Annotated in this window: 26 protein-coding genes; 8 read left to right on the top strand and 18 right to left on the bottom strand. The window is 44.8% G+C overall.

All coding sequences use genetic code 11. From position 1 onward, the window contains the following. Window positions 1-14: 14 nt before the first annotated feature. Complete coding sequence (locus tag G6047_RS15140; protein ID WP_169528467.1) at window positions 15-857, top strand: alpha/beta fold hydrolase; 843 nt, start codon at window positions 15-17, stop codon at window positions 855-857. 28 nt (window positions 858-885) lie between these two features. Here the strand turns inward: G6047_RS15140 and murB are convergent, their stop codons facing one another. The 5 genes from murB to recF all read right to left on the bottom strand — a co-directional run bounded on the left by murB (window position 886) and on the right by recF (window position 6,749). Next, complete coding sequence (gene murB, locus G6047_RS15135) at window positions 886-1,899, bottom strand: UDP-N-acetylmuramate dehydrogenase (protein WP_169528466.1); 1,014 nt, start codon at window positions 1,897-1,899, stop codon at window positions 886-888. Then, window positions 1,899-2,570, bottom strand: coding sequence for a DUF2461 domain-containing protein (locus G6047_RS15130; RefSeq protein ID WP_169528465.1), 672 nt, complete (start codon window positions 2,568-2,570; stop codon window positions 1,899-1,901). Before G6047_RS15130 ends, murB begins: the two co-directional genes overlap by 1 nt. Continuing rightward, the gene (locus G6047_RS15125; RefSeq protein WP_235946570.1) at window positions 2,567-3,271 is read right to left on the bottom strand and encodes a thioredoxin domain-containing protein; all 705 of its coding nucleotides are present in this window, start codon (window positions 3,269-3,271) and stop codon (window positions 2,567-2,569) included. Before G6047_RS15125 ends, G6047_RS15130 begins: the two co-directional genes overlap by 4 nt. Window positions 3,272-3,305: 34 nt before the next feature. Further along, the gene (locus G6047_RS15120; RefSeq protein ID WP_169528464.1) at window positions 3,306-5,435 is read right to left on the bottom strand and encodes an ATP-binding response regulator; all 2,130 of its coding nucleotides are present in this window, start codon (window positions 5,433-5,435) and stop codon (window positions 3,306-3,308) included. A 231-nt stretch (window positions 5,436-5,666) separates the two neighbouring features. Beyond that, window positions 5,667-6,749 carry a DNA replication/repair protein RecF gene (gene recF / locus G6047_RS15115; protein WP_169528463.1) on the bottom strand — a complete coding sequence of 361 codons (1,083 nt, stop codon included), beginning with the start codon at window positions 6,747-6,749 and terminating at the stop codon, window positions 5,667-5,669. A 129-nt stretch (window positions 6,750-6,878) separates the two neighbouring features. Between recF and G6047_RS15110 the strand changes: the two genes are divergently transcribed. The 6 genes from G6047_RS15110 to G6047_RS15085 all read left to right on the top strand — a co-directional run bounded on the left by G6047_RS15110 (window position 6,879) and on the right by G6047_RS15085 (window position 13,120). Next, window positions 6,879-7,664, top strand: a complete 786-nt coding sequence (locus G6047_RS15110) for a tetratricopeptide repeat protein (protein WP_169528462.1) — start codon at window positions 6,879-6,881, stop codon at window positions 7,662-7,664. Between the two features lies 1 nt (window position 7,665). Continuing rightward, the gene (ribH, locus tag G6047_RS15105; protein WP_169528461.1) at window positions 7,666-8,157 is read left to right on the top strand and encodes a 6,7-dimethyl-8-ribityllumazine synthase; all 492 of its coding nucleotides are present in this window, start codon (window positions 7,666-7,668) and stop codon (window positions 8,155-8,157) included. Window positions 8,158-8,588: 431 nt separating this feature from the next. Continuing rightward, complete coding sequence (mutL, locus tag G6047_RS15100; protein WP_169528460.1) at window positions 8,589-10,439, top strand: DNA mismatch repair endonuclease MutL; 1,851 nt, start codon at window positions 8,589-8,591, stop codon at window positions 10,437-10,439. Beyond that, window positions 10,436-11,209 (top strand): rhomboid family intramembrane serine protease, encoded by a 774-nt coding sequence (locus tag G6047_RS15095; protein ID WP_169528459.1) that lies wholly within the window; start codon window positions 10,436-10,438, stop codon window positions 11,207-11,209. The genes mutL and G6047_RS15095 overlap by 4 nt, the downstream gene beginning before the upstream one ends. Window position 11,210: 1 nt before the next feature. Further along, window positions 11,211-12,077, top strand: coding sequence for a rhomboid family protein (locus tag G6047_RS15090; RefSeq protein ID WP_169528458.1), 867 nt, complete (start codon window positions 11,211-11,213; stop codon window positions 12,075-12,077). Continuing rightward, the gene (locus G6047_RS15085) at window positions 12,074-13,120 is read left to right on the top strand and encodes an endonuclease/exonuclease/phosphatase family protein (protein WP_169528457.1); all 1,047 of its coding nucleotides are present in this window, start codon (window positions 12,074-12,076) and stop codon (window positions 13,118-13,120) included. The genes G6047_RS15090 and G6047_RS15085 overlap by 4 nt, the downstream gene beginning before the upstream one ends. Before the next feature lie 75 nt (window positions 13,121-13,195). Here the strand turns inward: G6047_RS15085 and G6047_RS15080 are convergent, their stop codons facing one another. The 13 genes from G6047_RS15080 to udk all read right to left on the bottom strand — a co-directional run bounded on the left by G6047_RS15080 (window position 13,196) and on the right by udk (window position 25,493). Continuing rightward, window positions 13,196-13,813 carry a WbqC family protein gene (locus G6047_RS15080; protein WP_169528456.1) on the bottom strand — a complete coding sequence of 206 codons (618 nt, stop codon included), beginning with the start codon at window positions 13,811-13,813 and terminating at the stop codon, window positions 13,196-13,198. 9 nt (window positions 13,814-13,822) lie between these two features. Then, the gene (gene lepB / locus G6047_RS15075; protein WP_169528455.1) at window positions 13,823-15,397 is read right to left on the bottom strand and encodes a signal peptidase I; all 1,575 of its coding nucleotides are present in this window, start codon (window positions 15,395-15,397) and stop codon (window positions 13,823-13,825) included. 94 nt (window positions 15,398-15,491) lie between these two features. Beyond that, complete coding sequence (dapB, locus tag G6047_RS15070) at window positions 15,492-16,193, bottom strand: 4-hydroxy-tetrahydrodipicolinate reductase (protein WP_169528454.1); 702 nt, start codon at window positions 16,191-16,193, stop codon at window positions 15,492-15,494. Further along, window positions 16,194-16,748 (bottom strand): DUF5683 domain-containing protein, encoded by a 555-nt coding sequence (locus tag G6047_RS15065; protein ID WP_317168294.1) that lies wholly within the window; start codon window positions 16,746-16,748, stop codon window positions 16,194-16,196. Then, entirely contained in the window at window positions 16,745-17,638 is an 894-nt protein-coding gene (locus tag G6047_RS15060; RefSeq protein ID WP_169528453.1) for a ParB/RepB/Spo0J family partition protein, read from the bottom strand. Before G6047_RS15060 ends, G6047_RS15065 begins: the two co-directional genes overlap by 4 nt. A gap of 16 nt (window positions 17,639-17,654) precedes the next feature. Next, the gene (locus tag G6047_RS15055; RefSeq protein ID WP_169528452.1) at window positions 17,655-18,419 is read right to left on the bottom strand and encodes a ParA family protein; all 765 of its coding nucleotides are present in this window, start codon (window positions 18,417-18,419) and stop codon (window positions 17,655-17,657) included. Window positions 18,420-18,571: 152 nt separating this feature from the next. After that, on the bottom strand, window positions 18,572-19,129 hold the full coding sequence (locus G6047_RS15050; RefSeq protein WP_169528451.1) for a hypothetical protein: 558 nt from the start codon (window positions 19,127-19,129) through the stop codon (window positions 18,572-18,574). Window positions 19,130-19,323: 194 nt separating this feature from the next. Beyond that, window positions 19,324-19,791 (bottom strand): hypothetical protein, encoded by a 468-nt coding sequence (locus G6047_RS15045; RefSeq protein ID WP_169528450.1) that lies wholly within the window; start codon window positions 19,789-19,791, stop codon window positions 19,324-19,326. A 37-nt stretch (window positions 19,792-19,828) separates the two neighbouring features. Beyond that, a complete protein-coding gene (locus G6047_RS15040; protein ID WP_169528449.1) occupies window positions 19,829-20,704 on the bottom strand; it encodes an SDR family oxidoreductase in 876 nt (291 codons plus the stop codon). 8 nt (window positions 20,705-20,712) lie between these two features. Beyond that, window positions 20,713-22,770 carry a methylmalonyl-CoA mutase gene (scpA, locus tag G6047_RS15035; RefSeq protein ID WP_169528448.1) on the bottom strand — a complete coding sequence of 686 codons (2,058 nt, stop codon included), beginning with the start codon at window positions 22,768-22,770 and terminating at the stop codon, window positions 20,713-20,715. After that, window positions 22,767-24,143, bottom strand: a complete 1,377-nt coding sequence (locus G6047_RS15030; protein ID WP_169528447.1) for a methylmalonyl-CoA mutase subunit beta — start codon at window positions 24,141-24,143, stop codon at window positions 22,767-22,769. Before G6047_RS15030 ends, scpA begins: the two co-directional genes overlap by 4 nt. Before the next feature lie 48 nt (window positions 24,144-24,191). Continuing rightward, on the bottom strand, window positions 24,192-24,557 hold the full coding sequence (locus G6047_RS15025) for an FtsB family cell division protein (protein WP_169528446.1): 366 nt from the start codon (window positions 24,555-24,557) through the stop codon (window positions 24,192-24,194). 327 nt (window positions 24,558-24,884) lie between these two features. Continuing rightward, window positions 24,885-25,493 (bottom strand): uridine kinase, encoded by a 609-nt coding sequence (gene udk / locus G6047_RS15020; protein WP_169528445.1) that lies wholly within the window; start codon window positions 25,491-25,493, stop codon window positions 24,885-24,887. A gap of 230 nt (window positions 25,494-25,723) precedes the next feature. Between udk and G6047_RS15015 the strand changes: the two genes are divergently transcribed. Further along, window positions 25,724-26,170 (top strand): lipocalin family protein, encoded by a 447-nt coding sequence (locus G6047_RS15015; protein ID WP_169528444.1) that lies wholly within the window; start codon window positions 25,724-25,726, stop codon window positions 26,168-26,170. Window positions 26,171-26,284 lie beyond the last annotated feature (114 nt).

The following is a 26,284-nucleotide window of genomic DNA, read 5'->3' as shown; positions in this document are numbered from 1 at the left end:
GTATTTTTCGTTCCATGAAAAAGGTCAGGTTTTTTCTATTGACAAAATCCTTCGGGCTGTACATAAATGTGCTCAGTCGGTTTTCTCCGGCTAAAGCAAGGGCGTTGTCTTATAAATTGTTCAGTAACCCACGTTATGGGAAACTGGAAGCTGGAGATTTGCCTGAAATACTCAAATCTGTCGAAAAGCAAGATTTGAATCAGGGAGGAAATAAAATCCAGAGCTATGTCTGGCCCGGAAATCAGGAAACCATTTTGCTCGTCCATGGTTGGGAAAGCAATGCATCTCGTTGGGAATTATTGTTGCCTCACCTGAGTCCCTCCGGAAAAACCATTGTTGCCATTGATGCGCCTGCACACGGACTTTCCCAAGGTTCATTCAATATTCCAAGATACGCCGATGCGATTCACGAAGCTGTTTTGAAATTCCATCCGAAATACGTCATAGGCCATTCGATAGGAGGTGCCGCGATTGTCTATTATCAGCACGTGTACAAAAATGAGGCGATTGAAAAAGTGATCTTGCTCGGGTCGCCATCAGATTTCGATACGATTACCGATAATTATATCCGGTTACTTTCTTTAAATGAGCGTTCCAAAGAGTTGTTCGAATCCTATTTCACGCAGAATTTCAATTATCATCCAAAGGATTTTACGGCCCGTGAATTCGGTAAAAGCATGAAAATGAAAGGCATTATTGCCCACGATCAGGATGATGACATCGTGTTGTTTCCCGAATCCAAAAAAATCGCAGGTGCTTGGAAAGATGCCATTTTCATAGAAACCAAAGGTCTTGGCCACAGTATGCACGACGAAAAGTTGTATAAAGAAATTGCAAGGTTCCTGTTTGAAGAATAGTCGGCATTCAATCAACGTCGACTCGCTGTCAAATCACATTCACTTCCGCCTCTATCCCAATCCCGAATTTATCAAAAACCGCCTGTTGCACTTCCCGTGACAGTGCCAATATTTCCTGACCGGTCGCATTTCCATAATTTACAAGAACCAATGCCTGATTCTTGTGAACGCCAGCATCTCCGATTCGTTTTCCTTTATAACCCGCCTGTTCGATAAGCCAGCCCGCCGGAACTTTCACCTCGGTTTCGGAAACTTTGTAATGCGGCATTTCGGGGTAATCGGCTACCGCTTTTTGGTATGTTGAAATAGGAACGATTGGATTCTTGAAAAAACTTCCGCTGTTTCCGAGTTCTTTTGGATCCGGAAGTTTGCTTTTGCGGATGGCAATTACTGCATTGCTGACATCTTTTAAAGTCGGTTCAGAAATGCCTGTTTTTTCCAATTCCTTTTGGATGTCGCCGTAACCGGTGTTGATTTTATGGTTGTGTTTGGTCAGTTTGAAAACGACCGAAATGATGATGTATTTGTCTTTTTCCCTATGCTTGAAAATGCTTTCCCGATACCCGAAATCGCATTCTTCTTTGGTAAATTTTCTACTGTTCCCGGAGGTGATTTCCATAGCTTCACAACTCACGAAAGTGTCTTTGATTTCGGCTCCGTAAGCACCTATATTCTGGATTGGGGTAGTACCGACATTTCCCGGAATCAACGACATATTTTCGATTCCGCCAAAATCCTGATCGATGGTCCAAAGCACAAATTCATGCCAGTTTTCACCCGCCATCGCTTCGATCAAAACATAGTTTTCATCTTCATGAATGATGCGCTTTCCTTTGAGGTTTATGTGGATGACAAGGGCTTCGATATCTTGCGTCAGGAGCATGTTGCTGCCGCCTCCGAGGATGAATTTTTTGGCTGATTTATGTTCGGAAAGTACGTCCCGAAGTTCGTTTTCTGAACTTACAGAGACGAATGATTCGGCAAAGGCAGCTATTCCAAAGGTGTTAAATTCTTTTAAAGGAAAGTTTTTGGTGATGTTCATTAATCTTCTGGGTTTGAGAGCGAACGGCTCAAAAAATCATTAAGAGGTTTTGCTGCTGACAGTTTGTCAGCTATGGTTTTTTCGAAGTTTTTGTCGTCGAAAACAGCGTCAGGTAACGACTGTCTTGCAATGAAAGATTTAAGCTTGAGATGCTCGCTTGCCGGATGGTCTTTTTCGAATCCTTTCGGTGTCGTCTTGAGCGAATCTTCGGTGCTCAGCGGACCGAATTCGGCTTTGAATTTTTTCTCGTTCAGGATTGCTTCGAGGTCTTCGTGAAAGAACTCTATTTCCTTCCTGATCTTCTTCAGCGTTTCCGGAACCGGTTGCCAGATACCAGCGGCAATGAAACTTTTTCCTTTCTCGATATGGACATAATAACCCGGATTCCATTCGTGTTTCTGGCCGGCCATAATCCAGATTCCCATGTGGGTTTTATAAGGCGATTTGTCCTTTGAAAAACGGATATCGCGATTGATGCGGAACATACATTTTTTGGCGTCGACCTGAGCCAGGGATTCGTCCTTCGGAACCAGATATTTTAGAATGCCTTCAATCACTTCAAGATAATTTTTCTTGTAAGCCTCGTATCTTTTTTTGTTTTCCAGGAACCAGTCGCGATTATTGTTTTTGGCAAGGTCGCCCAGAAATTTCAAACTTTCCTTTTCAATCATTTGAGTTGCTTTTTTAAATCTTCTTCAGAAATATATCCGCTGTGTTTCCAGGTCTGCGTTCCTTTGTCGTAAAGTATCAGTGTGGGTAGTTCGGATATTTCGAGTTCTTTCATCATCGTTTTGTGTTCGTCGGCATTTAATCGGACAATCTTAACTTTCGAGGAATCTTTTTCCATTTGGGTCAGATAAGGCGCCATTTTTTTGCAAGGCTCACACCAGGGCGCATAGAAATCGACGAGGATTTTATCTGCAGATGCGAGCATATCTGAATATTCCGTCGGGCAGATGCCATAAATTTTAGCTGTTGCCGCATCACCTGAAAGTCCTTCGGCATTCCATTTCACAATACCGCCTTTCATATCGTAAACCTTTTCAAAACCCATTTCGCTGAGTTTGAGCGCGGCTTTATGCGAACGACTTCCGGCCATACAGTACACAAAGACCGGTTTGGATTTGTCGAGGTTTGCCGTTTTTTTGGAAAACGCATCCTGTTCGTACCAGTCAAGGTTCAGGGCGTTGTCAAGATGCTGTCCGTCGAATTCTTCCGGTGTACGCACGTCGAGAACCTGTGCGTCGGGGCTTTGTTTGATTTTCTGGGCGAAATCTGTCGGGGAAAGAAGTTCTGCGGTTTTAGCAGGTTGGCCGTTGCAACCTACGATCAGCAGGCCGGTCATGATCAGGCAGGCAATTCTATGTTTCAAGGCAGGTTTATTTTGCGGCCTGAAAGTTACAAAATTAACCGTTTGATGCTTCGGAGTATCGGCTTTCTATAAGATGGAAAAGCTTGGCATAAAATTCATCCTTATTGACTGGCTTGATGAGCAACGCATCGGCATAGGTACCTTCAAGATCAGATATTTCAGTATAATTATCGCCCGTAATGGCAATGATAATAGCTTTTTTATTGCGGTTATCATCGGACCGGATCGCCTTGATCAATTCATATCCGGAAACCCCGGATATGTTCAGGTCGATTATGGCTATTGAAAATTCTTCTTCGGCAATATGTTTCATTCCATCAGATACCGTTTTCAGTGTTGTAGCCTCAATCCCCAGGTCAGCGGTCATTTTTTTGATGATTTTGAGCGCAATCGGATCGTCATCTACCGCAAGCAATCTCATTGGGTTTGAAGCGACCAGTTCGGCAATCTTTTTTGGGATATCAGCCTGTGGATCATCGGCTTTGGCCAGCATCATGAAAAAAGAGATCTGTGTGCCTTTGCCCAATTCGCTGGCCACACTGATTTCGCCATCGTATAGGTCTATGATCTCCTTGCACAGGTTCAGTCCCAAACCTGCCCCAAAACTAATTTGTCCTTTGTGATGCTTGCTTTGGTAATGACTGTCGAATATATGGGCGATGTCTTCTTTTGGGATTCCGGCTCCGGTATCGGTTATGCTGACGTCGAACCGCAGTTTTTCGCCTTCGGGCTTGAGTGAACAGGCTACCGTAATTTGTCCTTTGTCCGTGAATTTTATGGCGTTCCCGATGATGTTGTAGAACAGCTGGTGTATTTTTCCGTTATCTGCCAAAACCGGCTGGCTTAACCCCGGCGAAAGTTGCATGACCATCGTAAGGTTTTTGTTTTCGGCCAGTAATTGCAGTGAATTCAAGACATCGCGAAGTTCCTCGTTGAGTTTTACTCTTCCGTTATAAGCTGTTAACGATGAATTTTCTTTTTTGAAGAATTCAAGTATCTGGCCCGCCGTAATCTGTAACGACTTCGAGGTAAAATGCATGAGGTTGATTTGTTTGTCGATGGCCTTGTCCGTATTCTTCGTGATCAGCCTGGCCGATATCGTGCTCAAAATCCGCAACGGCGCACGCAGTTCATGGCTCAGCATTCCCAGAATACGGCTTTTGAATTCCAGGTTTTGCTGCGCTTCGTGTTTTGCTGCTTCGAGTTCGGCTTCTCTTCTGTAACTGTATCTGGCGTAAAACAATAAGATGAACGTCAGCAGGATAAGCGTCGGCATTAAGAAGGTGATGAACATACGCTTGTCTTTCATGTCTTTCGATGCATCGGACAATCGTTCCGTATCAGCCTGTTGTGCATTCTTTAGGTAAAGCGCCAGAAGGTTCTGCGCATTTTTGAGGATAAGCCGGTTGACGACGAGCAGGTCACGGTCTTTTTCCCTCAAATTGGAATAGACGTTCCTGAGTCGGCCGAATTCCCTGTCGTAGAATTGTTGTGTGTTCTTGTAAATATTGGCCATTTGGTCTTCGACCGATCCGCGTTTGCGTCCGTCTTCAAAAACCATGGTCGTATAAATGCGTAGTTCTTCGCGTTTGAAATTGGCTTTTCCACGAATGGCATCGCCAATACGTCCAAGCATATTCTTACGGATAACGCTGTCGTTTATCTGGATGGAATCGTAACGGATCGATTTGAGGACTTTATGGAAATCGACGGCTTTCATATGGTAATCGGCCTCGTTCCATTGGGGTAGCAATATATTGGTCCGGATGTGCAGCAGGCTGTCAAGTTCCTTTCTCAATCGGATGATTTGTTGCGCCGTCTGTTTCTTTTTGCCGATTTCCTTTTTTAGATAACTGTCTTTTTTTGATTCTATTCTAAGGCTGTCCAAACGCAATAACATGCTGTCTAACGATACATTATAGCGGGAAAGCGATGCCGATTTGTAGCCGTTCAGGTATTCCATGAACGAATTCTCGGCCTCAAAGTAATTGTGCATCGAAGCATTGGAAAGGGCAAGCGCCTCGTTGCGGCCGGAATGTTCTTTTGGAAGCCGCTGATCCGAATATCGGCCGTACCACAAAACGAAAACTAAAATCTGGATTAAAATGGCAAGGAAAAAAAGGGCAAAATGGATTTGGCGTCTTCGGTTGAAAGGTAACGTCATTTGAGAAATATAAATGCGGCTGTTTGATTTAAAAAACTGAAACTCATTCCATGGCGATTGGCGTTCAAAAGTAGATATTAAATCGAATTCTCAAATTTGGCGGTTTGTTTTTGCGAAATATAAAATATCGTCTTAAATTCTCTGAAGAAAACACAGTCGAAATCGTAACAGCTATGAGGTGTTTCCAAACTGTAAGAAAAATTGTTGCGGAAAAATTAACAGGAAAAATTCCTATCCGAGCGAAATTATCTTAAAAGGCAGGCCAGTTGAGCGTACAAGTGCCTCAGTCCGTTCGCTATGTGTGTCAGATATAAAGATTTGTCCGAATACATCCTGGTTGACCATTTCAACTATTTTTCCCACGCGGTTTTCATCTAGCTTGTCAAAAATATCGTCGAACAGCAATATGGGCTTTTCTCCCGATTGCCGGCTCACGAATTCAAATTGAGCCAGTTTCAGGGCAATCAGGTAGGATTTCTGCTGGCCTTGCGACCCGAATTTCTTGATCGGATGCCCGTCAATCTCAAAATGAAGGTCATCTTTGTGTACGCCAGTCGATGTATATTGTAAAGCCCGGTCTCGCGTAAGGCTTTCCCTGAGCAGATTCAAAGTCCCGTTGTTTTCCAGATGGCTTTCATATCGCAGTGAAACAGCATCGGCATCTGCTGCAATACGCTGGTGGAAATCATGGAAAATAGGAGTGAAGTCAGAAACGAACTGTTTGCGTTTTTCAAATATCGGCTGCCCGAGCACATCGAGCTGTTCGTCGTAGACTACGAGTGTTTCGGCTTCAAAAGTCCGATTGGCTGCAAAATACTTGAGCAAAGCATTGCGTTGGGTCAGCACCCGATGATAGGAAATAAGCTGCTGGAGATAAGCTGGGTCGAGCTGGGAAATGACACTGTCGAGAAAATTGCGGCGGGTTTCGCTTCCTTCTGAAATCAAATCACGGTCATACGGCGACAGGATCACGAGCGGGATAAAGCCTATGTGTTCCGAAAATTTATCGTAAGCTTTTCCATTACGTTTGAGGATTTTCTTCTGGCCTTTTCGCAAACTGCACACAATGAGTTCGTCGCGGCCTGATTTCTCGAAAAATCCTTCCACTACAAAGAATTCTTCCCCATGTTGAATATTCTGGACGGCGACCGGATTGAAGTAGCTTTTCCCGAAAGCCAGGTGGTAAATCGCGTCGAGCACATTGGTCTTGCCGGCTCCGTTCTTGCCGACGAAACAATTTATGCGGGGGTCAAAATCAAATTGGGCCTGCGTGAAGTTCTTGTAATGGAGTAATGAAATCTTTTGTAAATGCATGATACTGCGGCAGGAGAGAGGAATTTGCGATGTTCGGAATAAGGACGCAAATTATTCAAAAATATACAAACAATTCCCTTTCAAATTTGGATAAAAATTTTATTTTTGCCCCGCATAAATTTTTACTAAATGGCGACTTACAATAAAAGAGGATATAAAGCACCAAAACCTGAGGTTGAAAAAACAGACGATGACGTATTTATCGAAGATGTAAATATCGACGACAAAGACAGTACCACCGCGGGCGTATTCAACTCGCTTGACGAAACCGCGTCTAAAACCGAAGATTGGGTGTTGCGCAACCAGAAAGCGATTTTCGGAATCGTTGGTGCCATCGCTCTTGCTACTGTAGGTTACCTTATGTACGGTAAATTTATCTCAGAGCCGAAAGAAGACAAAGCGTCCGAAGATATGTTCGCGGCACAGCAAAACTTCCAGAAAGCTCTTGACGGACAAAAAGCAGATTCTTTGTTCACACTTTCGCTTAAAGGATCTGAAGGAAAATTCGGGTTTGTTGACATCGCTGACAAATATTCGGGGACAGATGCCGGAAACCTTGCCAATTATTACGCAGGGATTGCTTACCTGAACACAGGTAAATATGACGATGCGATAAAATACCTTGACAAATTCAAGTCTAAAGATCAATTCCTTCCTGTTTTCGCATTGGGCGCAAAAGGAGATGCGTATTCCCAAAAGAATCAGCAAAAAGAAGCACTTGATTTGTATCTTGAAGCATCGAACACGAACAAAAATGATTTCACTACGCCAATGTACCTGCTCAAAGCCGCTAAAGTAGCCATTGCTTTGAACAAGAAAGAAGACGCATTGAAATACCTGAACGATATCAAAGATAATTACCCGTCGTCAAACGAGGCTTCAAACCTCGATGCCTGGTTCGGGTTAGCCCAGTAATATGGCCACAGCAAATAAAAGCCTATCGGAATACGATAAAAATACAATCCCGGATGCGAGTCAGTTCACATTCGGGATCGTTGTTTCTGAATGGAACGACACCGTTACCAACGGACTTTTCCAGGGCGCTTACGATACGCTTATTGATTGCGGTGCCAAGTCTGAGAATATAATCAAATGGGACGTGCCCGGAAGCTTCGAGCTTATATATGGCGCTTCACGTATGTTACAGACCGGAAATTATGATGCGGTGATTACCATCGGATGCGTCATCAAAGGCGAGACCATGCACTTTGAATTCGTCTGCGAAGGCGTAACCCAAGGTATCAAAGACCTGAATGTTAAAGGCGATGTGCCCGTGATTTTCTGTGTCCTGACCGATAACAACATCCAGCAATCGCTTGCGCGTTCAGGTGGCGATCACGGAAATAAAGGTGTCGAGGCTGGGATTACGGCGATTAAGATGGCGGAATTGCGCAGGCTTTCAAAATAATTTTTAAGTATTCGCTTTGGCGGTTGGACTACGACCTCGGGTTGCAAGCCAATACCATAAGGGGTAAGGCTTCCGTCACTCCTTCGCATCCATTGCCCTTAAGATTCGTCTTCAACGGAAACCATCTTTTGTGTGAAGTTTTTTGTGGGTGTCTTTTTTCACACAACAAAATTCACACGTTTCTTTGTTTGTGTCTTTCGGTACTAAAAAGTTGTCACACAAAGAAAAAACATAAATCCGTATCAATTCCGAAATACATCTTATACGTATTCATCCGGTTCACAGATACTCTATTGTTATCGGCTAAGCTAGCCGTTGTCCCCTTGTTGAAATCCCGCCTTTTTTGTGCAAAACTTTCACATTTCCAAAGCACTTCCGAACCTGATATTTCCGTTAATTGTACGTAATTTTGATTCCCTTTCAAACATGCTATGTCCGGTATAATCCAGCTACTTCCCGACCATGTCGCCAACCAGATCGCAGCCGGTGAAGTCGTGCAGCGTCCGGCTTCGGTCGTCAAGGAACTTCTTGAGAATTCGGTAGATGCCGGAGCGACAGAAATCCGGCTTGTCATCAAGGAAGCCGGAAAATCATTGATCCAGGTCATCGATAACGGAAGCGGTATGAATGCCTTCGACGCCAAAGCCTGTTTCCAGCGCCATGCCACTTCCAAAATCAAAATCGCCGAAGACCTTTTTGCTTTGCATACCAAAGGTTTCCGCGGGGAAGCCTTGGCATCTATTGCAGCAATCGCCCATGTAGAGCTTCGTACCTGTATGGAACACGATGAAGTAGGAACACAACTGACCATAGAAGGCGGCAAATTCATGTCCGAAGAGCCTGTCGTGGCTCCAGTCGGAACATCGATAGCTGTCAAAAACCTTTTTTTCAACATTCCGGCCCGACGCAATTTCCTAAAATCGGATCAGGTCGAGTTCCGTCATGTCATAGATGAATTCCAACGTGTTGCTTTGGCCCATCCGGATATTTCGTTCAGTATGTACCACAACGGGAGCGAGGCGTTCCAGTTGCCTGCGGCGAACCTGCGACAGCGAATAGTCGGTATACTTGGCGGAAAATCGAATGAAAAATTGGTCCCGATCCATGAAGAAACCGGAATAGCCCGTATCTACGGTTTTATCGGAAAGCCAGAATTCGCCAAAAAAGGCAGGGGTGAACAATTCTTTTTTGTCAACGACAGATTCATCCGCAATGGCTACCTGCATCATGCCGTCATTGCGGCTTATGAAGGGTTGCTACGCGATGGCAGCCAGCCGTCGTATTTTATTTACCTTGATGTAGCTCCGGGTTCCATCGACATCAACATACATCCGACCAAAACCGAAGTCAAATTCGACGACGAGCAATCGCTTTACGCCATACTGAGAGCTTCTGCAAAACACAGTCTCGGCCAGTTCAGTGTGGCTCCGGTGCTTGATTTCAGCCAGCAAGAGAATTATGATACACCGTATTCGTATAAAGACCGCGATGCCGTAATGCCTGCGGTTGAAGTCGATGAAGGGTTCAATCCGTTTGGTAATGCGGCGGTAAAGTCATCAGGGGCATCACATACATCATCCTATCGCAAAACCGAAACGGCTTCATGGGAAAGCCTGTATGCCGGTCTGGCATCGGAAGAAATTTCAATGCCGGCGCGCGAGATGGAATTTGAAAGCGATCCGCATCTGCCGTCATTATTTGAGGAAGCAGAAGAAGTCCAGGAGCAGAAAACCTATCAGATACATCGTAAATACATTGTCAATCCCATAAAGTCAGGAATGGTCATCGTGGATCAGCAACGCGCACACCAACGCATTTTGTACGAGCAATTCCTCGGGAACATGACCGTCCAACAGGGTTCAAGCCAGCAATTACTGTTTCCGCTGGAGCTGTTTTTCTCGGTATCTGAAATGTCGTCGCTGACCCAACTATTACCGGTTCTTGAAGCTACGGGATTTGCTTTTTCCAATATCGGACCTGACCATATTGTCATTGATGGCATTCCGGTCACGATGTCTGAAAGCGAAACCTCGATTGTGCTTGAAACGCTTATCAGTGATTTGCAGGACGGTTTTGGCAACAGCTTCAGTCAGAACGACGCAATCGCCAGGTCTATGGCCAAAAGTCTCGCCGTAAAAACAGGCACACTGCTAAGTAACACCGAACAACAACAATTACTCAATTCCCTTTTTGCCTGCCGTGAGCCGTTGGTTTCCCCATCGGGAAAGCCTACTTATATCACGATGCGGGTTGAGGATATCGATAAAAAATTTACTGCATGATCCAGATTACGCCAACGGTAAAGCAACTGTTGATTATAAATGTTTTGTTTTACATCGGCTCCCAGATTGTAGGTCCACCGGCTTATGATTTGCTTTCGATGTATTATCCGGAAAATCCGAAGTTTCATTTCTGGCAGATTTTCACGCATATGTTCATGCATGCGCCACCTCCAAATTACATGCACATCGTTTTCAATATGTTTGCCTTGTATTCTTTCGGTTCGGCTTTGGAGCAATTCTGGGGCGGAAAGAAATTTTTGTTCTTCTATATTTCGTGCGGACTGGGATCGGCTTTGCTGTATAACCTGTTCAATTTTTGGGAAATCCATCAGGGAATTCAGGAAATGATGAAGGCGAACATTCCTCATTCCGACATTGTGAATTTCATGACCAAAGGACAAACGGTAGGTAAGTACAGCCAGGAAATTCTGGGAAGCATTTCGATGGAAAAGGTTCAAAACATGGCTATTGCGTATAATGGTCAAATGTTAGGTGCGTCGGGCGCCATTTATGGTTTGCTCGTCGCGTTTGGTTTCATGTTCCCGAATGCCGAAATGTTCCTTATGTTTATACCGATTCCCATCAAGGCAAAATACCTGATTTCGGGAGTTTTGATCCTTGACCTGGTGCTTGGCCTTTACGGGAGTTCATTTTTTGGACCCGGAGGAACAGGAGTCGCCCACTTTGCTCACTTAGGCGGAGCACTCATTGGTTTTTTGATGATGTGGTATTGGAAAAAAAATCAGTTCAACGGAAAACGCTGGAATTGACATGGCAACTTTGTTAGACGATATCAAAAGAGGTTACCGCACCGGCGGGCCGGAAATGAGACTCATTTATATGAATGTGGCTGCTTTTGTGCTGTCGCTTGTTTTCTTCTATCAATGGAAATCGGCCTATTTTGACTATCCGGATTGGTTGGCTTTGAGTTCAGATTTTGCCGTTTCCTTCACGCATCCATGGACATACATTACGTATGCCTTTCTGCACGCGAGCTTTTTCCATTTGTTCTTCAACATGCTCGTGCTTCAATTTGCCGGGGTTTTGTTTGGGACCTTTTTCAATCCGAAACAATTTTACGGGTTGTATTTGCTTAGTGCCATATTTTCCGGATTGGTCTATAATATTTCGTTTTTGGTTCTCGGCCATTCCAATATTATGGTTGGAGCATCGGCGGCGATCATGTCGATTCTCGTCGCCACGGCCACTTACAGTCCCAATATGAGGATCAGCCTGTTTTTTATCGGCCAGGTGAAACTTTGGATTTTTGCAAGTGTACTGTTGTTTATTGATTTCCTGTATTTATTTGCGGACAATACAGGCGGTCATATTGCACATTTGGCCGGAGCCATTTTTGGTTTTGTGTATGTGAAAATGCTGAAATCGGGAACAGATTTAAGCCGCCCAATAACCTGGCTTTTTGATTTTATCGCCAACGGATTCCGTCCGCAGCAAAAAGCGAAATTCAAAAAGGTGCATCGGAACCCGAAACCTGAACCGCGTCCACAATCGTCGGAACCAAAAGACAAGACACAGCAGCAGATCGATGAGATTCTGGATAAGATCAGCCGTTCCGGTTATGACAGCCTGAGCAAAGAAGAACGCGACTTTTTGTTTCGCGCCGGAAATGACAAATGAAGAAATTATCGTGGTTTAACCGGATTGTTTTTGGGTTCAATATCCTCATTACGATATTGACCGTGATGGCGTATGCGTTGCCGTTCCTCGCCCCAAAACTGTTTCCGTTCTTCTCGGTGTTTACCTTATTCCTCCCTTTTTTCCTGATTCTTAACGGTCTTTTTTTCTGCTATTGGGCGTTGTTGTTAAAGAAACAGATTTTACTTTCGGCCTTGGTGCTTCTGGCTGGGATTACATTCATCAATAAATTCTATAAATTTTCGTCGACCAATCTGCCCGAAACCGAAAAAGATTTTACGGTGATGAGCTACAACGTCCGGCTGTTCAATCTTTTTAAATGGCTGCCCGATGATGCGGCAGGAAATATCCGCAGTTTCATTAACGAACAGAATCCCGACATCCTTTGTATCCAGGAATATTCCAACGGCGCAGGCATCGACCTTAAAGTGTATCCGCATAATTATGTGATGACGCAGGGCGATCATGTCAAGACGGGGCAGGCAATCTATTCCAAATTCCCTATCGTGAACAAAGGAAAGCTCGAGCTTCCGAATTCAGATAACAATGTTGTTTTTGCAGATATCCGGATGGGAAAAGATACCGTCCGTTTGTATAGCATGCACCTGCAATCGGTACGCATTACGCCCGATGTAGATGAAATCAATAACGACCGCATCGACAATATCGACCAGAAAAAGCGCAGTATCATCTTCAAAAGAATCAGTGAAGCATTTAAGCGCCAACAACAACAGGCCGAAATCATCGCCGATCATAAAAAGCAATGTCATTATCCCATTATCATTTGCGGCGATATGAACAACAGCGCGTTTTCATACGTCTATCGTCATATCAAGGGAAATCTCAACGATTGTTTTGAGGAGGCCGGAAGCGGATTCGGGCAGACGTACCGCTTCAAATATTATCCGGCGCGCATCGACTACATTTTTGCCGATCCGAAATTCCGGGTATTATCATTCCGCAACTTTCCGGATTTTAAGAACAGTGATCATTATCCGGTGATGACGCGGTTGGAGATGAAGTGAATTGCTGGTTAACAATTAACGCATAACAGTTAACAGTTGTCTTTTGCTTTTGGGGTGATGAATATATTATTGTGTTTAGCGTTGGATCTGCTGTCTTTTAAGATAATCCAAAGCATGCCTTCCTTCATTGAATAGTAAATCCAATATGCTCAAGTTGTTCAAAAAGCCATGTTTTTCATGAAAGACCTGATGGTAAGGCTCACATTCAAAGGTGTCTTTCTTTCCATTTGCCAAGTGACGTAAGTCTTGGTAATCGCTGACTTCGTGAAAGTATTCTTCGGTTTTTGAAAACTCAAACGGCAATCCAAGACATTTGTATACGATTTCCAATGCCTGGAAGTTAAGGTCCATCAAAAACGGTTGTTTCTTGAAATAAATAGGTGCGATGGCATCTTCGAAATATTCAAAATAGGGAGAACTGCGGTAAGCGGCCTCGAGAGATTTGAAATGGAGTTTTTGCCAGTCGAAATTCTTTTCTATACGGATGTCCTTGGTTTTCTGGTGTCCGTCACTTGAATGTTTGACAGGAATGTTGAGCAGCTGCCGACCGTTTGGGCTGTATATGTACATACGGTTCCGGTTGGTCTGCTTCTGGAAATTGTCTTCAGTTTCAAATGTTATGGAACCAGCTTGCACCATTTGGGCAAATTGGGAAATGGATGGGAAATAGGTTGGATAAACCAGGATGCTCATACGATTGATTTATGCGTCTGCTTTGGCTTTCTTTTTCTTCCAAAACGAATTACCCACAAAATAAACCGCCAGCAATATCAGGAAGTACTTAAAGTAAGAAACCGGTTCGCCATCGCCTCCAACTGTAGTGAACATTCTTTCCCAGCGGATTTTAGATAGCCCGGATTTATTTGGATCGAGGCTGAGCCAGATGAATACGGGTTTACCTACCACGTGGTTTTCCGGAACGAATCCCCAATAACGGCTGTCTTCGGAGTTGTGTCTGTTATCACCCATCATCCAGTAATAATTCTGGCCGAAAGTGTAAGAGGTAACTACTTTTCCGTCAATTCGGATTTCATTGCCTGCCGTTTTTAAATCGTGCCCTTCATATTCGGTAATGATACGCCTGTAAAAAGGTAATGAAGCGGTTGTAAGGGCCACTGTTTTTCCTTGTTCCGGAATATAGATGGGCCCGAAATTATCGATGCTCCAATTGGTATAGCCCGGACATGAGCCACAGTTCTTAGGGAATGTTTCGCTCGGACGGTGTTTTGGCATATCGAGTCTTGTAACCGAAGCGATCCCGGGAATTTTTTTAAGTTCTTCGGCACCGGCAATCGTAACGGCTTTTAATAAGACCGTATCTCGCGTCGCGCCCCAGAAATTTCCACCATCGGTTACATTGAGACGGCTCATGACCGCATTGAAATCTACTGGTGTTTTACCATCTACCGTAACTTTGTAGGCGTATTGAGGTTTGGCACGTTCGGGTAATATTAATTCTTTCCCACCTATGTAAACGATTCCGTCCTTGATGGAAAGACTGTCACCAGGAACTCCCACACAGCGTTTCACATAATTCGATTTCTTGTCTATCGGCTTATCTACGCGGTCTCCAGCTACAAAAAACTGAGTCACCGTATCTACCGGCCAGTTAAAAACCACAATGTCATTGCGCTCAATCTTTTGGAAACCCGGGAAACGGAAGCTTGGCAATTGCGGCCAGTTCGAATAGGATTTCTTTTTGGTCAGAGGAATCGTGTCGTGAACCATCGGCAAAGCAACCGTAGTCATTGGCGTGCGCGCGCCGTAATGGAATTTGCTTACGAAAAGGAAATCCCCAATCAGCAAAGATTTTTCAAGTGACGATGTCGGAATCGTAAACGGCTGCATTACGTACGTATGTACGACTGTGGCGACCACAACAGCGAATAACAGCGAACTTACCGTATCGCCAACCTTGGTGTGTGCCATGAGGTCACGGTCCGGAATGTGGTTCAGCGGTTGGGTATAATTGACATAAAAAATATAGAAACCGAGCGTGAAAAGCACCAGCAACGTATCTGTAGTGGAATTTTTTCCAAAGCTTCTTAGGGTTTCGACCCAAACGACGGGAATCATGATCAGGTTCACGATCGGGATGAACAACAACAGTGTCCACCAGGGCGAACGGTTGATGATTTTCATCAAAACCACTGCATTATAAACCGGAATCGCGGCTTCCCACCGTTTTCTTCCTGCAGCTTCATACATTTTCCATGTTCCCGCAAAGTGCACGACCTGCACGATCAGGAAGAATACAAACCATTGAATAAGCGTCATATCTGTTCCGTTTTTGGCGTAAGTCGCGATTTATGTCCGACGTTACAATTCAACTTTCCTCTTTGTTGTTATATTTTTCTTAATGGAACCGGATTCATTCGAGTTCCAGTACATCTTTCATCGTGTAAACACCGGTTTTCCCCACGAGCCATTCTGCTGCGATCACAGCTCCGAAAGCAAATCCTTCGCGACTATGGGCCGTATGTTTTATCTCAATCGAATCTACTTGGGAATCATAAAAAACCGTGTGCGTTCCCGGGACATTTTCTTCGCGTATGGCATCGATCTGAATCTCGTCTTCTCTTTCAGCTTTGAGCGCCCAACTTGAATAATCGGAACTTTCGATGATATCTTTTGCCAGTGAAATAGCTGTTCCGCTTGGTGCATCAAGTTTCTGTGTGTGATGCACTTCTTCCATGCGCACTTTATATTGCGGGAATTTTGACATCATTCTTGCCAGATAGGTATTAAGACTGAAAAAAAGGTTGACCCCAAGGCTGAAGTTGCTTCCATAAATAAAGGCCCCTTTTTTATCCTCGCACAATTTCGCCATTTGGGCGTAGTGTTCGAGCCAGCCGGTCGTTCCTGAAACTACAGGTATTTCTCCATTCAGACAGGCCGATATATTCCCCACAGCAGCATCAGGCACACTGAAATCAATCGCGACATCGGCTTTTTCCAATCCGTCGAAACTATCGGAACTGCGTTTTTGAAGCACGATTTCATGGCCGCGTTCCAAAGCGATACGTTCGATCACTTTGCCCATTTTGCCGTATCCGAGTAATGCGATCTTCATCTAGAATTTGTAGCTTAAAGTTAGGCCGACGTTGGGCTTGGAATAGATATCGGTCTGATATACGTCGGGTGCGACAGACAAATCGTCGCTTACATTGAACTGTTTCAAATGCGCGTCAATATTAGCTTCGACAATCTGAAGCACATAAAACAACCCGATGAAAAGTGCCGAATATTCCCTGTTTTTGCGATATAATTTCTGGACGTTTATCAATCGGTCGTCATCGAGATACGCCAGATCCGGATCGCCATAACCTGAATAACGCGCTTTGAGTTCATTGCGGTAAATCCTGTATTTCTTGTCGCTGTCGAGATAAAAATAAAGGCTGGTTCCGATGGCGCCATACACGAGCGGCACTTTCCAATACCGTTTGTTATAGACTTGTCCCATTCCCGGAAGGATGGCGGAGTAAAAGGCAGCTTTGGCCGGACGCAACGGATCGATTACCTTGCTTTTGGTGGTATCGGCTTTGACAAGTTCTTCCGCCGGCAGGACTTTTTGACCAGATGCCGTAAGGAAACACGCCGTAAAGGCTATGGCAATCAGGAATCTCACTGAAGCAATTTGATGATCCGGTTGAAATCTTCTTCGGAATGGAACGGGATCGTGATTTTCCCTTTTCCGTTTGCGGCAACTTTTACATCGGTCTTGGCACCGAAGAAACCTGAAATCGCTTTTTTGTCATCGGCACCTACCTCGAATCCGGACGTTTTGGAAATTTTTCCGGTCGATGGCGTGCCTTCATGGTATTGTTTCACCAACGCTTCGGTTTCGCGTACCGACAGGTTCTGGCTGACGATTTTCTGGTAGATCGAAGTCTGTGCGTCGTGGTCGTCTATGTTGATGATGGCGCGTCCGTGGCCCATGGAGATGAATCCGTCGCGGATTCCCGTCTGGATTATCGGATCGAGCTTTAGCAGACGCAGGTAGTTGGCGATTGTGGAACGTTTCTTCCCGACACGGTCACTCATTTGTTCCTGCGTCAGGTTGATTTCGTCTATGAGGCGCTGGTATGACAGGGCGATTTCAATAGGGTCAAGGTCGTGTCGCTGGATATTTTCGACAAGCGCCATCGTCAGTGATTCCTGATCGTCGGCAATCCGGATGTAAGCTGGAATTACCGTCAATCCGGCAATTTTTGACGCACGCAGACGGCGCTCGCCTGAAATCAGCTGGTATTTGTTGAAATCGGTCTTGCGGACGGTAATCGGTTGGATTACACCCAGTTCTCGGATTGAAGTAGCGAGTTCCTGAAGCGATTCTTCGTTGAAATTGCTTCTCGGCTGGAACGGGTTGATTTCAATCGCATTGATTTCAAGCTCGATGATGTTCCCTACAAGTTTTTCGGCTCCTTTATCGGCCACCGATTGTATATTGTTTTCAGGATCTTTGAGCAAGGCTGATAATCCTCTTCCCAACGCCTGTTTTTTAGCTGCCTGTGCCATTCCGTCTTATTCTTTTCTAGCTGTTCTTTTTTATGATTTCCTGTGCAAGGTGCAGGTAATTCGTTGCGCCTTTGCTGGTTGCATCGTAATTGATGATACTTTCGCCAAAACTTGGTGCTTCACTCAATTTGACGTTGCGTTGTATGATGGTTTCGAAGACCATATCGTGGAAATGTTTCTGTACTTCTTCCACAACCTGGTTCGATAACCGTAAGCGCGAATCGTACATCGTCAATAACAACCCTTCGATATCGAGGCTTGCGTTGTGTATCTTCTGGACACTTTTAATGGTGTTTAATAATTTTCCAAGACCTTCCAGGGCGAAATATTCACATTGGATAGGTATGACTACAGAATCTGCTGCCGTTAGGGCATTCAATGTCAATAACCCTAGAGAAGGCGCACAATCGATCAAAATATAATCATATTGTTCGCGGATTTCCTCAAGTGCCTGTTTGAGCATGTATTCACGATTCTCCTTATCGACGAGCTCTATCTCAATGGCGACCAAGTCGATGTGTGCGGGAATTACGGAAACATTCGGGGCCGAACTTTCAATGACAGCATCTTGGGCCGAAACACTATGCTCCAGCAACTGATACGTTCCGGCAGAAATGTTTTCTACATCAATGCCAAGGCCTGAACTTGCATTGGCCTGAGGGTCGGCATCGATAAGCAGCACTTTTTTTTCCAATACGCCCAAAGATGCGGCCAGGTTGACCGTTGTAGTTGTTTTTCCCACACCGCCTTTCTGGTTGGCGATGGCTATGATTTTGCCCATTCCCGTATTTAAAATTTGAGTGGTAAAAATACGATTATTTACGGGGGAGGCAAGGGGATTTTGTTAACATTGGGAGGATTTGAAAAGAGGGTAAAATCAACTGAAAAATCTTTTGGGAAATATCTTATTGTAAGATTTTTTTGCGGGAAATTTCAATGTATCCAATTGCAATAGGATGTGACAAAAATCCATTTGCCGTTTTCGTATTTATATAAATCCATTTGGCCGCCGGCGCACAAGTATCCGCAATGATAGGAGCTGTAAAACAAACAGCGCGAATTGTTCCTGAAGAATATTGGGCAGGAATACACATGGTATCCGGAACCAATGGCTTTTTTGAATTCCTTCCATGGATCGCCTTTTCTTTTTTTGAAGATACGTTCAATTAATTTGCCTTCTACCAGTCGGGCTTTGGGAAAATATGCAGTTGTCCATTTCCCGACCCGATTCGTTTTTAATCCATTCTGTATCTGGATCAATTCTTCTTTTGTAAACATTGTGGTATCATTCACATGTTCAAAACCGCATAATTGGGAATCAGAAAATTCGGCGGGTGAATCGGAAATGATCAGCGAATCTTTTTGCCGGAGACTTATATCCGACAGGAATTCCGAAACCCGTGTTTGGTAACCCTGTGATACGGATGGATTTTTTGATGGGATATATATGCAGAGTAAAATCGAAGATATAAGTAATGAAATAGTCCTCATTTGATGCTGGAGAATTACAGATAAAAACGTTAGATGCTAAATTATCGATTTTCTTACGGCTCGCAGTTTTTTGTGAGGCCTTCATTTCCTATTGATTAAACCTGGGAACAAGGTCTTTATATGTTATTCCGCATCATTTGCCACATTCCTTCGGAACCTGCCCGGTCAAATTGAAGCGCATGAAAATTGTTTTGCTATACGTCGTGTAAATTTCCATATTGGTAATTAATGTGTCGCATCAATTCGGTATAATTTTCATAACAATCTGAAGAGATGACTAATACCTGGCCATTTTTATAAGTAATGGAACTTACCGGATATCCATCATTGATATAGCCACCTTTGGATTGACTGCGTGTTATGCTTAATTCAATTTTTGTAATTTCACAATAGGGCAAAACAGTGGTTTTTTCTAAAAGAACAGTTTTATTTTCGATTGCTTCAGGCGTTAATCTGATTCTTGCCAACAGAAATAATTGGTGTAAGCCTGTCAGAAAGAAGAACATTGTTACGATTCCCACAAAGAAAGCAGTTCCTCTGTAATTGATTTTTCCATCTTCAAAAGCATTCACAATGCAAATCACAAGCATCAGTATAGCTAAACCAAATCCAAGTATATTTTTTGTAATTACTGCAGTTCTGAATTTCGAATGTACTATCATATTCTGAATTGTGGAGGATGTTTCGGAACAATGGTTTTTATCCCTTACCTCGCATCATCTCCAGCATATCCCACAATTCTTTCGGAACCTGCCCGAGCAAATTGAACTGGCCTGCGCCCTGAAGCCATTCTCCACCGTCAATGGTAATGACTTCGCCATTTACATAAGAGGAAAAGTCAGATACCAGGTAAGCCGCGAGGTTCGCAAGTTCCTGATGTTCGCCCAATCTCCTGAGCGGAACTTTTTTGGACAGATCGAATTTTTCTTTCAGATCACCGGGAAGCAATCTGTCCCACGCGCCTTTGGTCGGGAATGGCCCGGGAGCAATCGCATTCTGGCGGATACCGTATTTTGCCCATTCTACGGCAAGGCTTCTGGTCATGGCCAATACGCCAGCTTTTGCGGTCGCACTTGGAACCACATAAGCCGAACCCGTCCATGCATATGTCGTGACGATATTGAGGATCACGTTGTCCTTCTGGCCCGAATCGATCCAATGTTTGCCCAACGCCAGCGTACAGTTTTTGGAGCCTTTGAGTACGATGTCGATGATGGTATCGAACGCATTCGCCGATAATCTTTCGGTGGGCGATATGAAATTCCCGGCAGCGTTATTGACCAAAGTATCGACACTTCCGAATTCAGAAAGTACTTCGCCGAGCATCGCTTCCACCTGATCGTAATGACGCACATCACAGGCAACCGGAAAGCATTTTCCAGTTACGTCTTGCGAAAGTTCTGCGGCTGTGGCTTTGAGTTTTTCCAGATCGCGGGACGTTATGGCAACGTTTGCCCCGAGTTCGAGAAAATAGCGTGTCATGGCTTTTCCAAGGCCGCTTCCGCCTCCGGTTACAATGATGTTTTTTCCGAGAAGCGCATCGTCACGCAGCATTTTTTTGGTAAGATCAGCCATGATGGTTTTTATTTTTGAGAGAGGATTTCGAGGATTTTTATGGCGGCTTCGGCTATTTTAGATCCTGGTCCGAACACGGCTGCCGCGCCTGAATCAAACAGGAACTGATAATCCTGGGCCGGAATTACGCCACCTACGACTACCAATATATCTTCGCGCCCGTATTTTTTGAGTTCTTCGATAACCTGGGGAACCAGTGTCTTGTGTCCGGCCGCCAAAGACGATACGCCTAAAATATGTACGTCGTTTTCAACGGCTTGTTTTGCGGCTTCGGCCGGTGTCTGGAATAACGGCCCGATGTCAACGTCGAATCCTACGTCGGCATAACCTGTGGCCACGACTTTGGCACCGCGGTCGTGTCCGTCCTGTCCCATTTTGGCAATCATGATGCGGGGCCTGCGTCCTTCGGATACGGCGAACTCGTCGGCCATCTGCCTTGCTTTTTCAAAGAACTCGTCGTTCCGTATCTCTTTGCCATACACGCCGCTGAATGTTTTGATTTGTGCTTTATACCTGCCGAAGGATTTTTCCATGGCATCTGAAATTTCGCCTAAGGTAGCCCTGTTCCGTGCTGCTTCTATGGCAAGTTCGAGTAAATTTCCGGTTCCGTTTTTTGCAGCTTCGGCCAGTTTTTCAAGTGATTGTGAGACGGCGTCTGGGTTACGGTCGGCTTTTATCCGGACCAAACGCTCTACCTGCTGCCGACGCACCATCTCATTGTCCACATCGAGAATCTGCAACGGATCTTCCTGCTTTAGTCTGTATTTGTTGACTCCGACGATAATATCCTGTCCGCTGTCAATACGCGCCTGTTTCTTTGCCGCGGCTTCTTCGATACGCAATTTAGGGATTCCGGCTTCAATGGCCTTGGTCATTCCACCCAGTTCTTCGACTTCTTCTATCAATGCCCAGGCTTTGTCCATGAGTTCCTGAGTCAATGCTTCCACATAATGGCTGCCGCCCCACGGATCGACCGTTCTGGTAATTCCGGTTTCCTGTTGCAGGAATATCTGGGTGTTGCGTGCGATTCGGGCAGAAAAATCGGTAGGCAAGGCAATGGCTTCGTCGAGTGCGTTGGTGTGCAGCGATTGTGTTCCGCCAAAAGCCGCCGCAGCCGCCTCGATACAGGTTCGCGCCACATTGTTGAACGGATCCTGTTCGGTCAGGCTCCAACCCGAAGTCTGGCAATGGGTTCGCAGCGCGAGAGATTTTTCGTCTTTCGGATTGAATTGTGAAACGAGTTTAGACCAAAGTACACGTGCGGCCCGCATCTTGGCAATTTCTGTAAAATGATCCATCCCGATAGCCCAGAAAAAGGAAAGCCTTGGCGCAAAATCGTCTATCTGCATTCCGGCGGCGATTCCCGTACGGATGTATTCCAATCCGTCAGCCAATGTATAAGCGAGTTCGAGTTCTGCCGTGGCTCCGGCTTCCTGCATATGGTAACCCGATATGGAAATCGAATTGAATTTGGGCATATTCTTACTCGCGTAAGCAAAAATATCGGCTATGATTTTCATCGATGGCGCAGGCGGATAGATATAGGTGTTCCGAACCATGAACTCCTTCAGGATGTCGTTTTGGATGGTTCCCGAAAGTGCTTTTGGAGAGACACCCTGTTCTTCTGCAGCTACGATATAAAAAGCCATGATTGGTAGGACAGCACCGTTCATAGTCATCGAAACCGACATTTCATCGAGAGGGATCTGATCGAATAATATCTTCATGTCTTCGACTGAATCTATCGCCACGCCGGCTTTCCCTACATCGCCGACTACCCGTTCGTGGTCTGAATCATAGCCACGGTGCGTCGCCAAATCAAAAGCCACCGATAATCCTTTTTGACCTGCCGCAAGATTGCGCCGGTAAAATGCATTGCTGTCTTCGGCCGTGGAAAAACCTGCGTATTGGCGGATTGTCCATGGGCGTCGGACGAACATGGTGGTGTATGGGCCGCGCAGGAAAGGAGGGAAGCCTGACGAGAATTCAAGGTTTTCGACCGGGCTTTTTTGAGGATCGGTTCCTGCTTCCGGCAATTCGAGTTTTGAAAGGTCTTTGCGGCTCATGGGTTCAGGGTTTCGGATTCTTCTTTTTCAAGACGGGTCATTTCGGATTCTTCTGCCAATCGCTTTTCGATGATGGGAATCACAAGTGTCTTGCGGCCTTTTTTCTTGACGAACGGATAGAGTTCCAAATTCTCTTTCATTCGGTTTGAAGCGTCCGGATATTTGTTTGTCCCGACCAGTATGGTTTTGCCCGAGTCGAAATCCTGTTGCTGCAAATCGGCTTGTTTTTTTATGTTTTTCTGGATGATGCCTTTTTTGAGAAGTGCAAGGAAACCGCCTTCCGCTTCAATTTCTTTTACCAGAACCAACGCTTTTTCGGCCAGTTGCTGGGTCAGGTTTTCGATAAAATAACTGCCTTTTGCCGCATTTGATGCCTGGCTGAAATGACTTTCGTTCTTTAAAATAAGCAGTTGGTTGCGCGCAATACGTTCCCCAAATTCATTGCTTTTGTGGTAGATGAAATCATACGGTAAATTACTCACCGTGTCTGAGCCGCCAATTATCGCGCTCATGCTTTCGGTTGTAGTGCGCAGCATATTGACATTATAGTCGTATAGTGTTTTGTTTCTTAAACCTGGAGACGCATAGATATGGCAACCGGCGGGATGTCCGAAGGCTTTGGCAACCGTTTCAAAAACCAGTCGCAGTGCACGGATTTTGGCAATTTCAAAAAAGTAGTCCGGCCCGATCGCCAATTCAAAAACTACAGGCTTTGGTGTTTTGAATTGGTTCAGGTATTCTGCCGAATGCGCCACGGCATAAGCGATTTGCTGTACAAGATTGGCTCCGGCATTAGCATACAATGAAACATTGATGCTCATAAAACCAGCATCGGGATATTCGCGCTGAAGACATTCAAGCATTTTGAAATTATCGCCTCCGTTGAGCCAGTTTCCTTCTTTGGCGAGCCGGTGGATTGGATCAATGAGGAAAAAAACTTCGGCTTCCTTACCTGCAAGTTTGTCCTTTACAGACCGTACGAAATCGATTGAAAAAAAAGAGATGTCAAAAAAAAGGCGACGGTTTTCGAGCGGGATTCCGTTCAAAAGGGCTGTGATATCTGTTTCAGGATTACTGATGCGCAACCGAAGGCAATCTGCTCCGCGTTTAATGCTGGAGTTGGAACGGCGAACGGTTTTTTCTACATCATGTACAAAAATGTCCTGGCAAATCTGGAAGCTGTCATGTTGCAGGGCAGGAACTTCAATTTGCGGAGATTGGCTGTAAATGGGGTTGACGCGGATGCCTTCCGGCGAATCCCAAACGAGCGCCTGGAAGTAATCTTCGCCCTTTAGTTCATATTGTACGCGCTGTTTCCATTGCTGAGCGCTTACCTGAGGGAAATCCTGAAAAGGAGTGGGGTTTTCGGCCACGGTTTAAAAATTGAGACGCAAATATAGTGAACCCGATTTGAAGGCTGGTTAATTAGGAATGAAGGACGTCGAATCTTTCTTTTCGCCTTCGTATTCGATGATGTAAATATCTTCGGAGTCGCGTTTCATGTAGTATTTTTCACGCGCGTATCGTTCCACCTGATCCGAATCACGCAGCTGTTTGATATGCTGCATGTCTTTGTTTATTTCTCCCTGATAATACCTTTTGTTGGTTTCGAGTTCGTCTATTTCGGTATCGAGCCTGCGGTGGACGAGCCACGAATAATTGTCGAGGAACAACATCCATACGGCGAAAAAGACCAGTGAAAGCACATACCTGTTGCCGAAATAGCGCAGCCACCACGATCTTTTTTTAGGTTCTTTTGGTTCGTTTTCGTGTTCTGATGGTTCCATGTTCACTGTTTTTCCATTTGTGGGACGCGGCCCTGGCCCGGATGTAAGCGTAAAGCTCTTTGAAAAAGACCGCTTGTTTTTGCCCGTTTTGCGGCAGCGACAAACGGAAGCTCGCCGGAAGCGGTGTAAAAACGGCGGGATTTGAAAAGACTTGCAGCGTGCAGCCGGATTAAGCCCCTAAAGTATAAAAAAGTTGGTGTTGCAGATTGTGGATTTTAGGAATTGAGGTAGAAAAAATGTAGTTGGGGTGTTTTGGAAAGGCTTACCTTGTAAGGGTGGGAGGGGCAACCTCTTTTTTTGTTGATATATTCAAAAAATATTCCCGTCTCAAACGATTCTCTGGTGAATCACAGCCCGCACCACATCTATCGCTACCGTATTGTATTTGTCGTTCGGGATAATGATGTCCGCGTGTGCTTTTGTAGGTTCGATGAATTGCTCATGCATGGGCTTTAGGGTTTTTTGATACCGCAACAGCACTTCTTCCATATCGCGCCCACGTTCGGCGATGTCGCGTTTGAGGCGGCGGATAAGGCGTTCGTCCGAATCGGCATGGACAAAAATCTTGATGTCGAACAAATCCCGCAGCTCCGGATTGGCCAGAATCAGGATGCCTTCTACAATCATGACCTGGCGCGGATGCGTAACGATGGTGTCGTCCGTCCGGTTGTGGGTCACGAATGAGTAGACAGGCTGCTCGATGGTTTTTCCGGCTTTAAGCTCTTTCAGGTGAGAGACGAGCAATTCAAAATCGATGGCGCGCGGATGGTCGAAATTGATCAGGGCTCGTTCGTCGTAAGTCAAATGATGGTTGTCCCTGTAATAGGAGTCCTGTGAAATGATGCCGACACCTTCGTCCGGTATTTCGTTCATGATCTGACGGACCACGGTTGTTTTTCCGCTACCAGTTCCTCCGGCTATACCAATGATGAGCATATAAATTTCAATTTTCTGGGTTCACTTTGGCTTTTGCCTCGTGTGGGCCAAAAGTAGTGATTATTCGTATTATGGACTCGCTAAAAAACGATGCTGTGAATTTCAGACTTTTTAAAATTTCAAGGCTATATTCCGAACTTCGTAAATGTTAAGAAAAGTTTAATTTTTATGTTGTCCGGTAGTATTTTTTTTACGTATCCTTGCGGCCTAACTCCAAAAGAATAACCAAAATGAAAAAGCTAATTAAGTCCATCGGACTCATGGCATTTGCCGGTCTTTCACTTGTTTCTTGTAGCAGCGACGATGACGGGTTTTCGTTCTCAGAAGACCAAATCACTGGACAATGGGCATACAGCAAACAACGTTATGCGATCAACGGCGTCTGGTCTGAAGAAATGGATTATGAAGGGAACGAATCAGCTACATGCCCAGACTTCTGGCAACTGAATGCAGACCATACCACGCTTGAAAGAGACTATTGGTCTTCTGAATGCGATTATTATGATGATACGGCAACGTGGTCCAAATCCGGAAATACCATAACTATTGCCGATGGTGATCTTTCAGGATCCTATAACGTAATCAGCCTGAGCTCTACGTCACTGGTTATCGAAGAAACATATTCAGAAGAAGGATTTACGTATATAGACCAATATACATTCGTAAAAGCAAACTAATCTGGTTACATTGTGTTATTAAGAAAGCCGGTCGTATGATCGGCTTTTTTATTTGGTAAATCAAAATCAGATTCGGATTTTTTCCATGTTTAAAATAAGGAAATTTACCACTAT

Origin of the sequence: Flavobacterium silvaticum (assembly GCF_012911565.1) — a bacterium.
In the GTDB taxonomy this organism is placed as follows: Bacteria; Bacteroidota; Bacteroidia; order Flavobacteriales; family Flavobacteriaceae; genus Flavobacterium; species Flavobacterium silvaticum.
The sequence above is the reverse complement of the archived record's forward strand: the minus strand, read 5'-3'. Positions and strand labels throughout refer to the sequence as shown.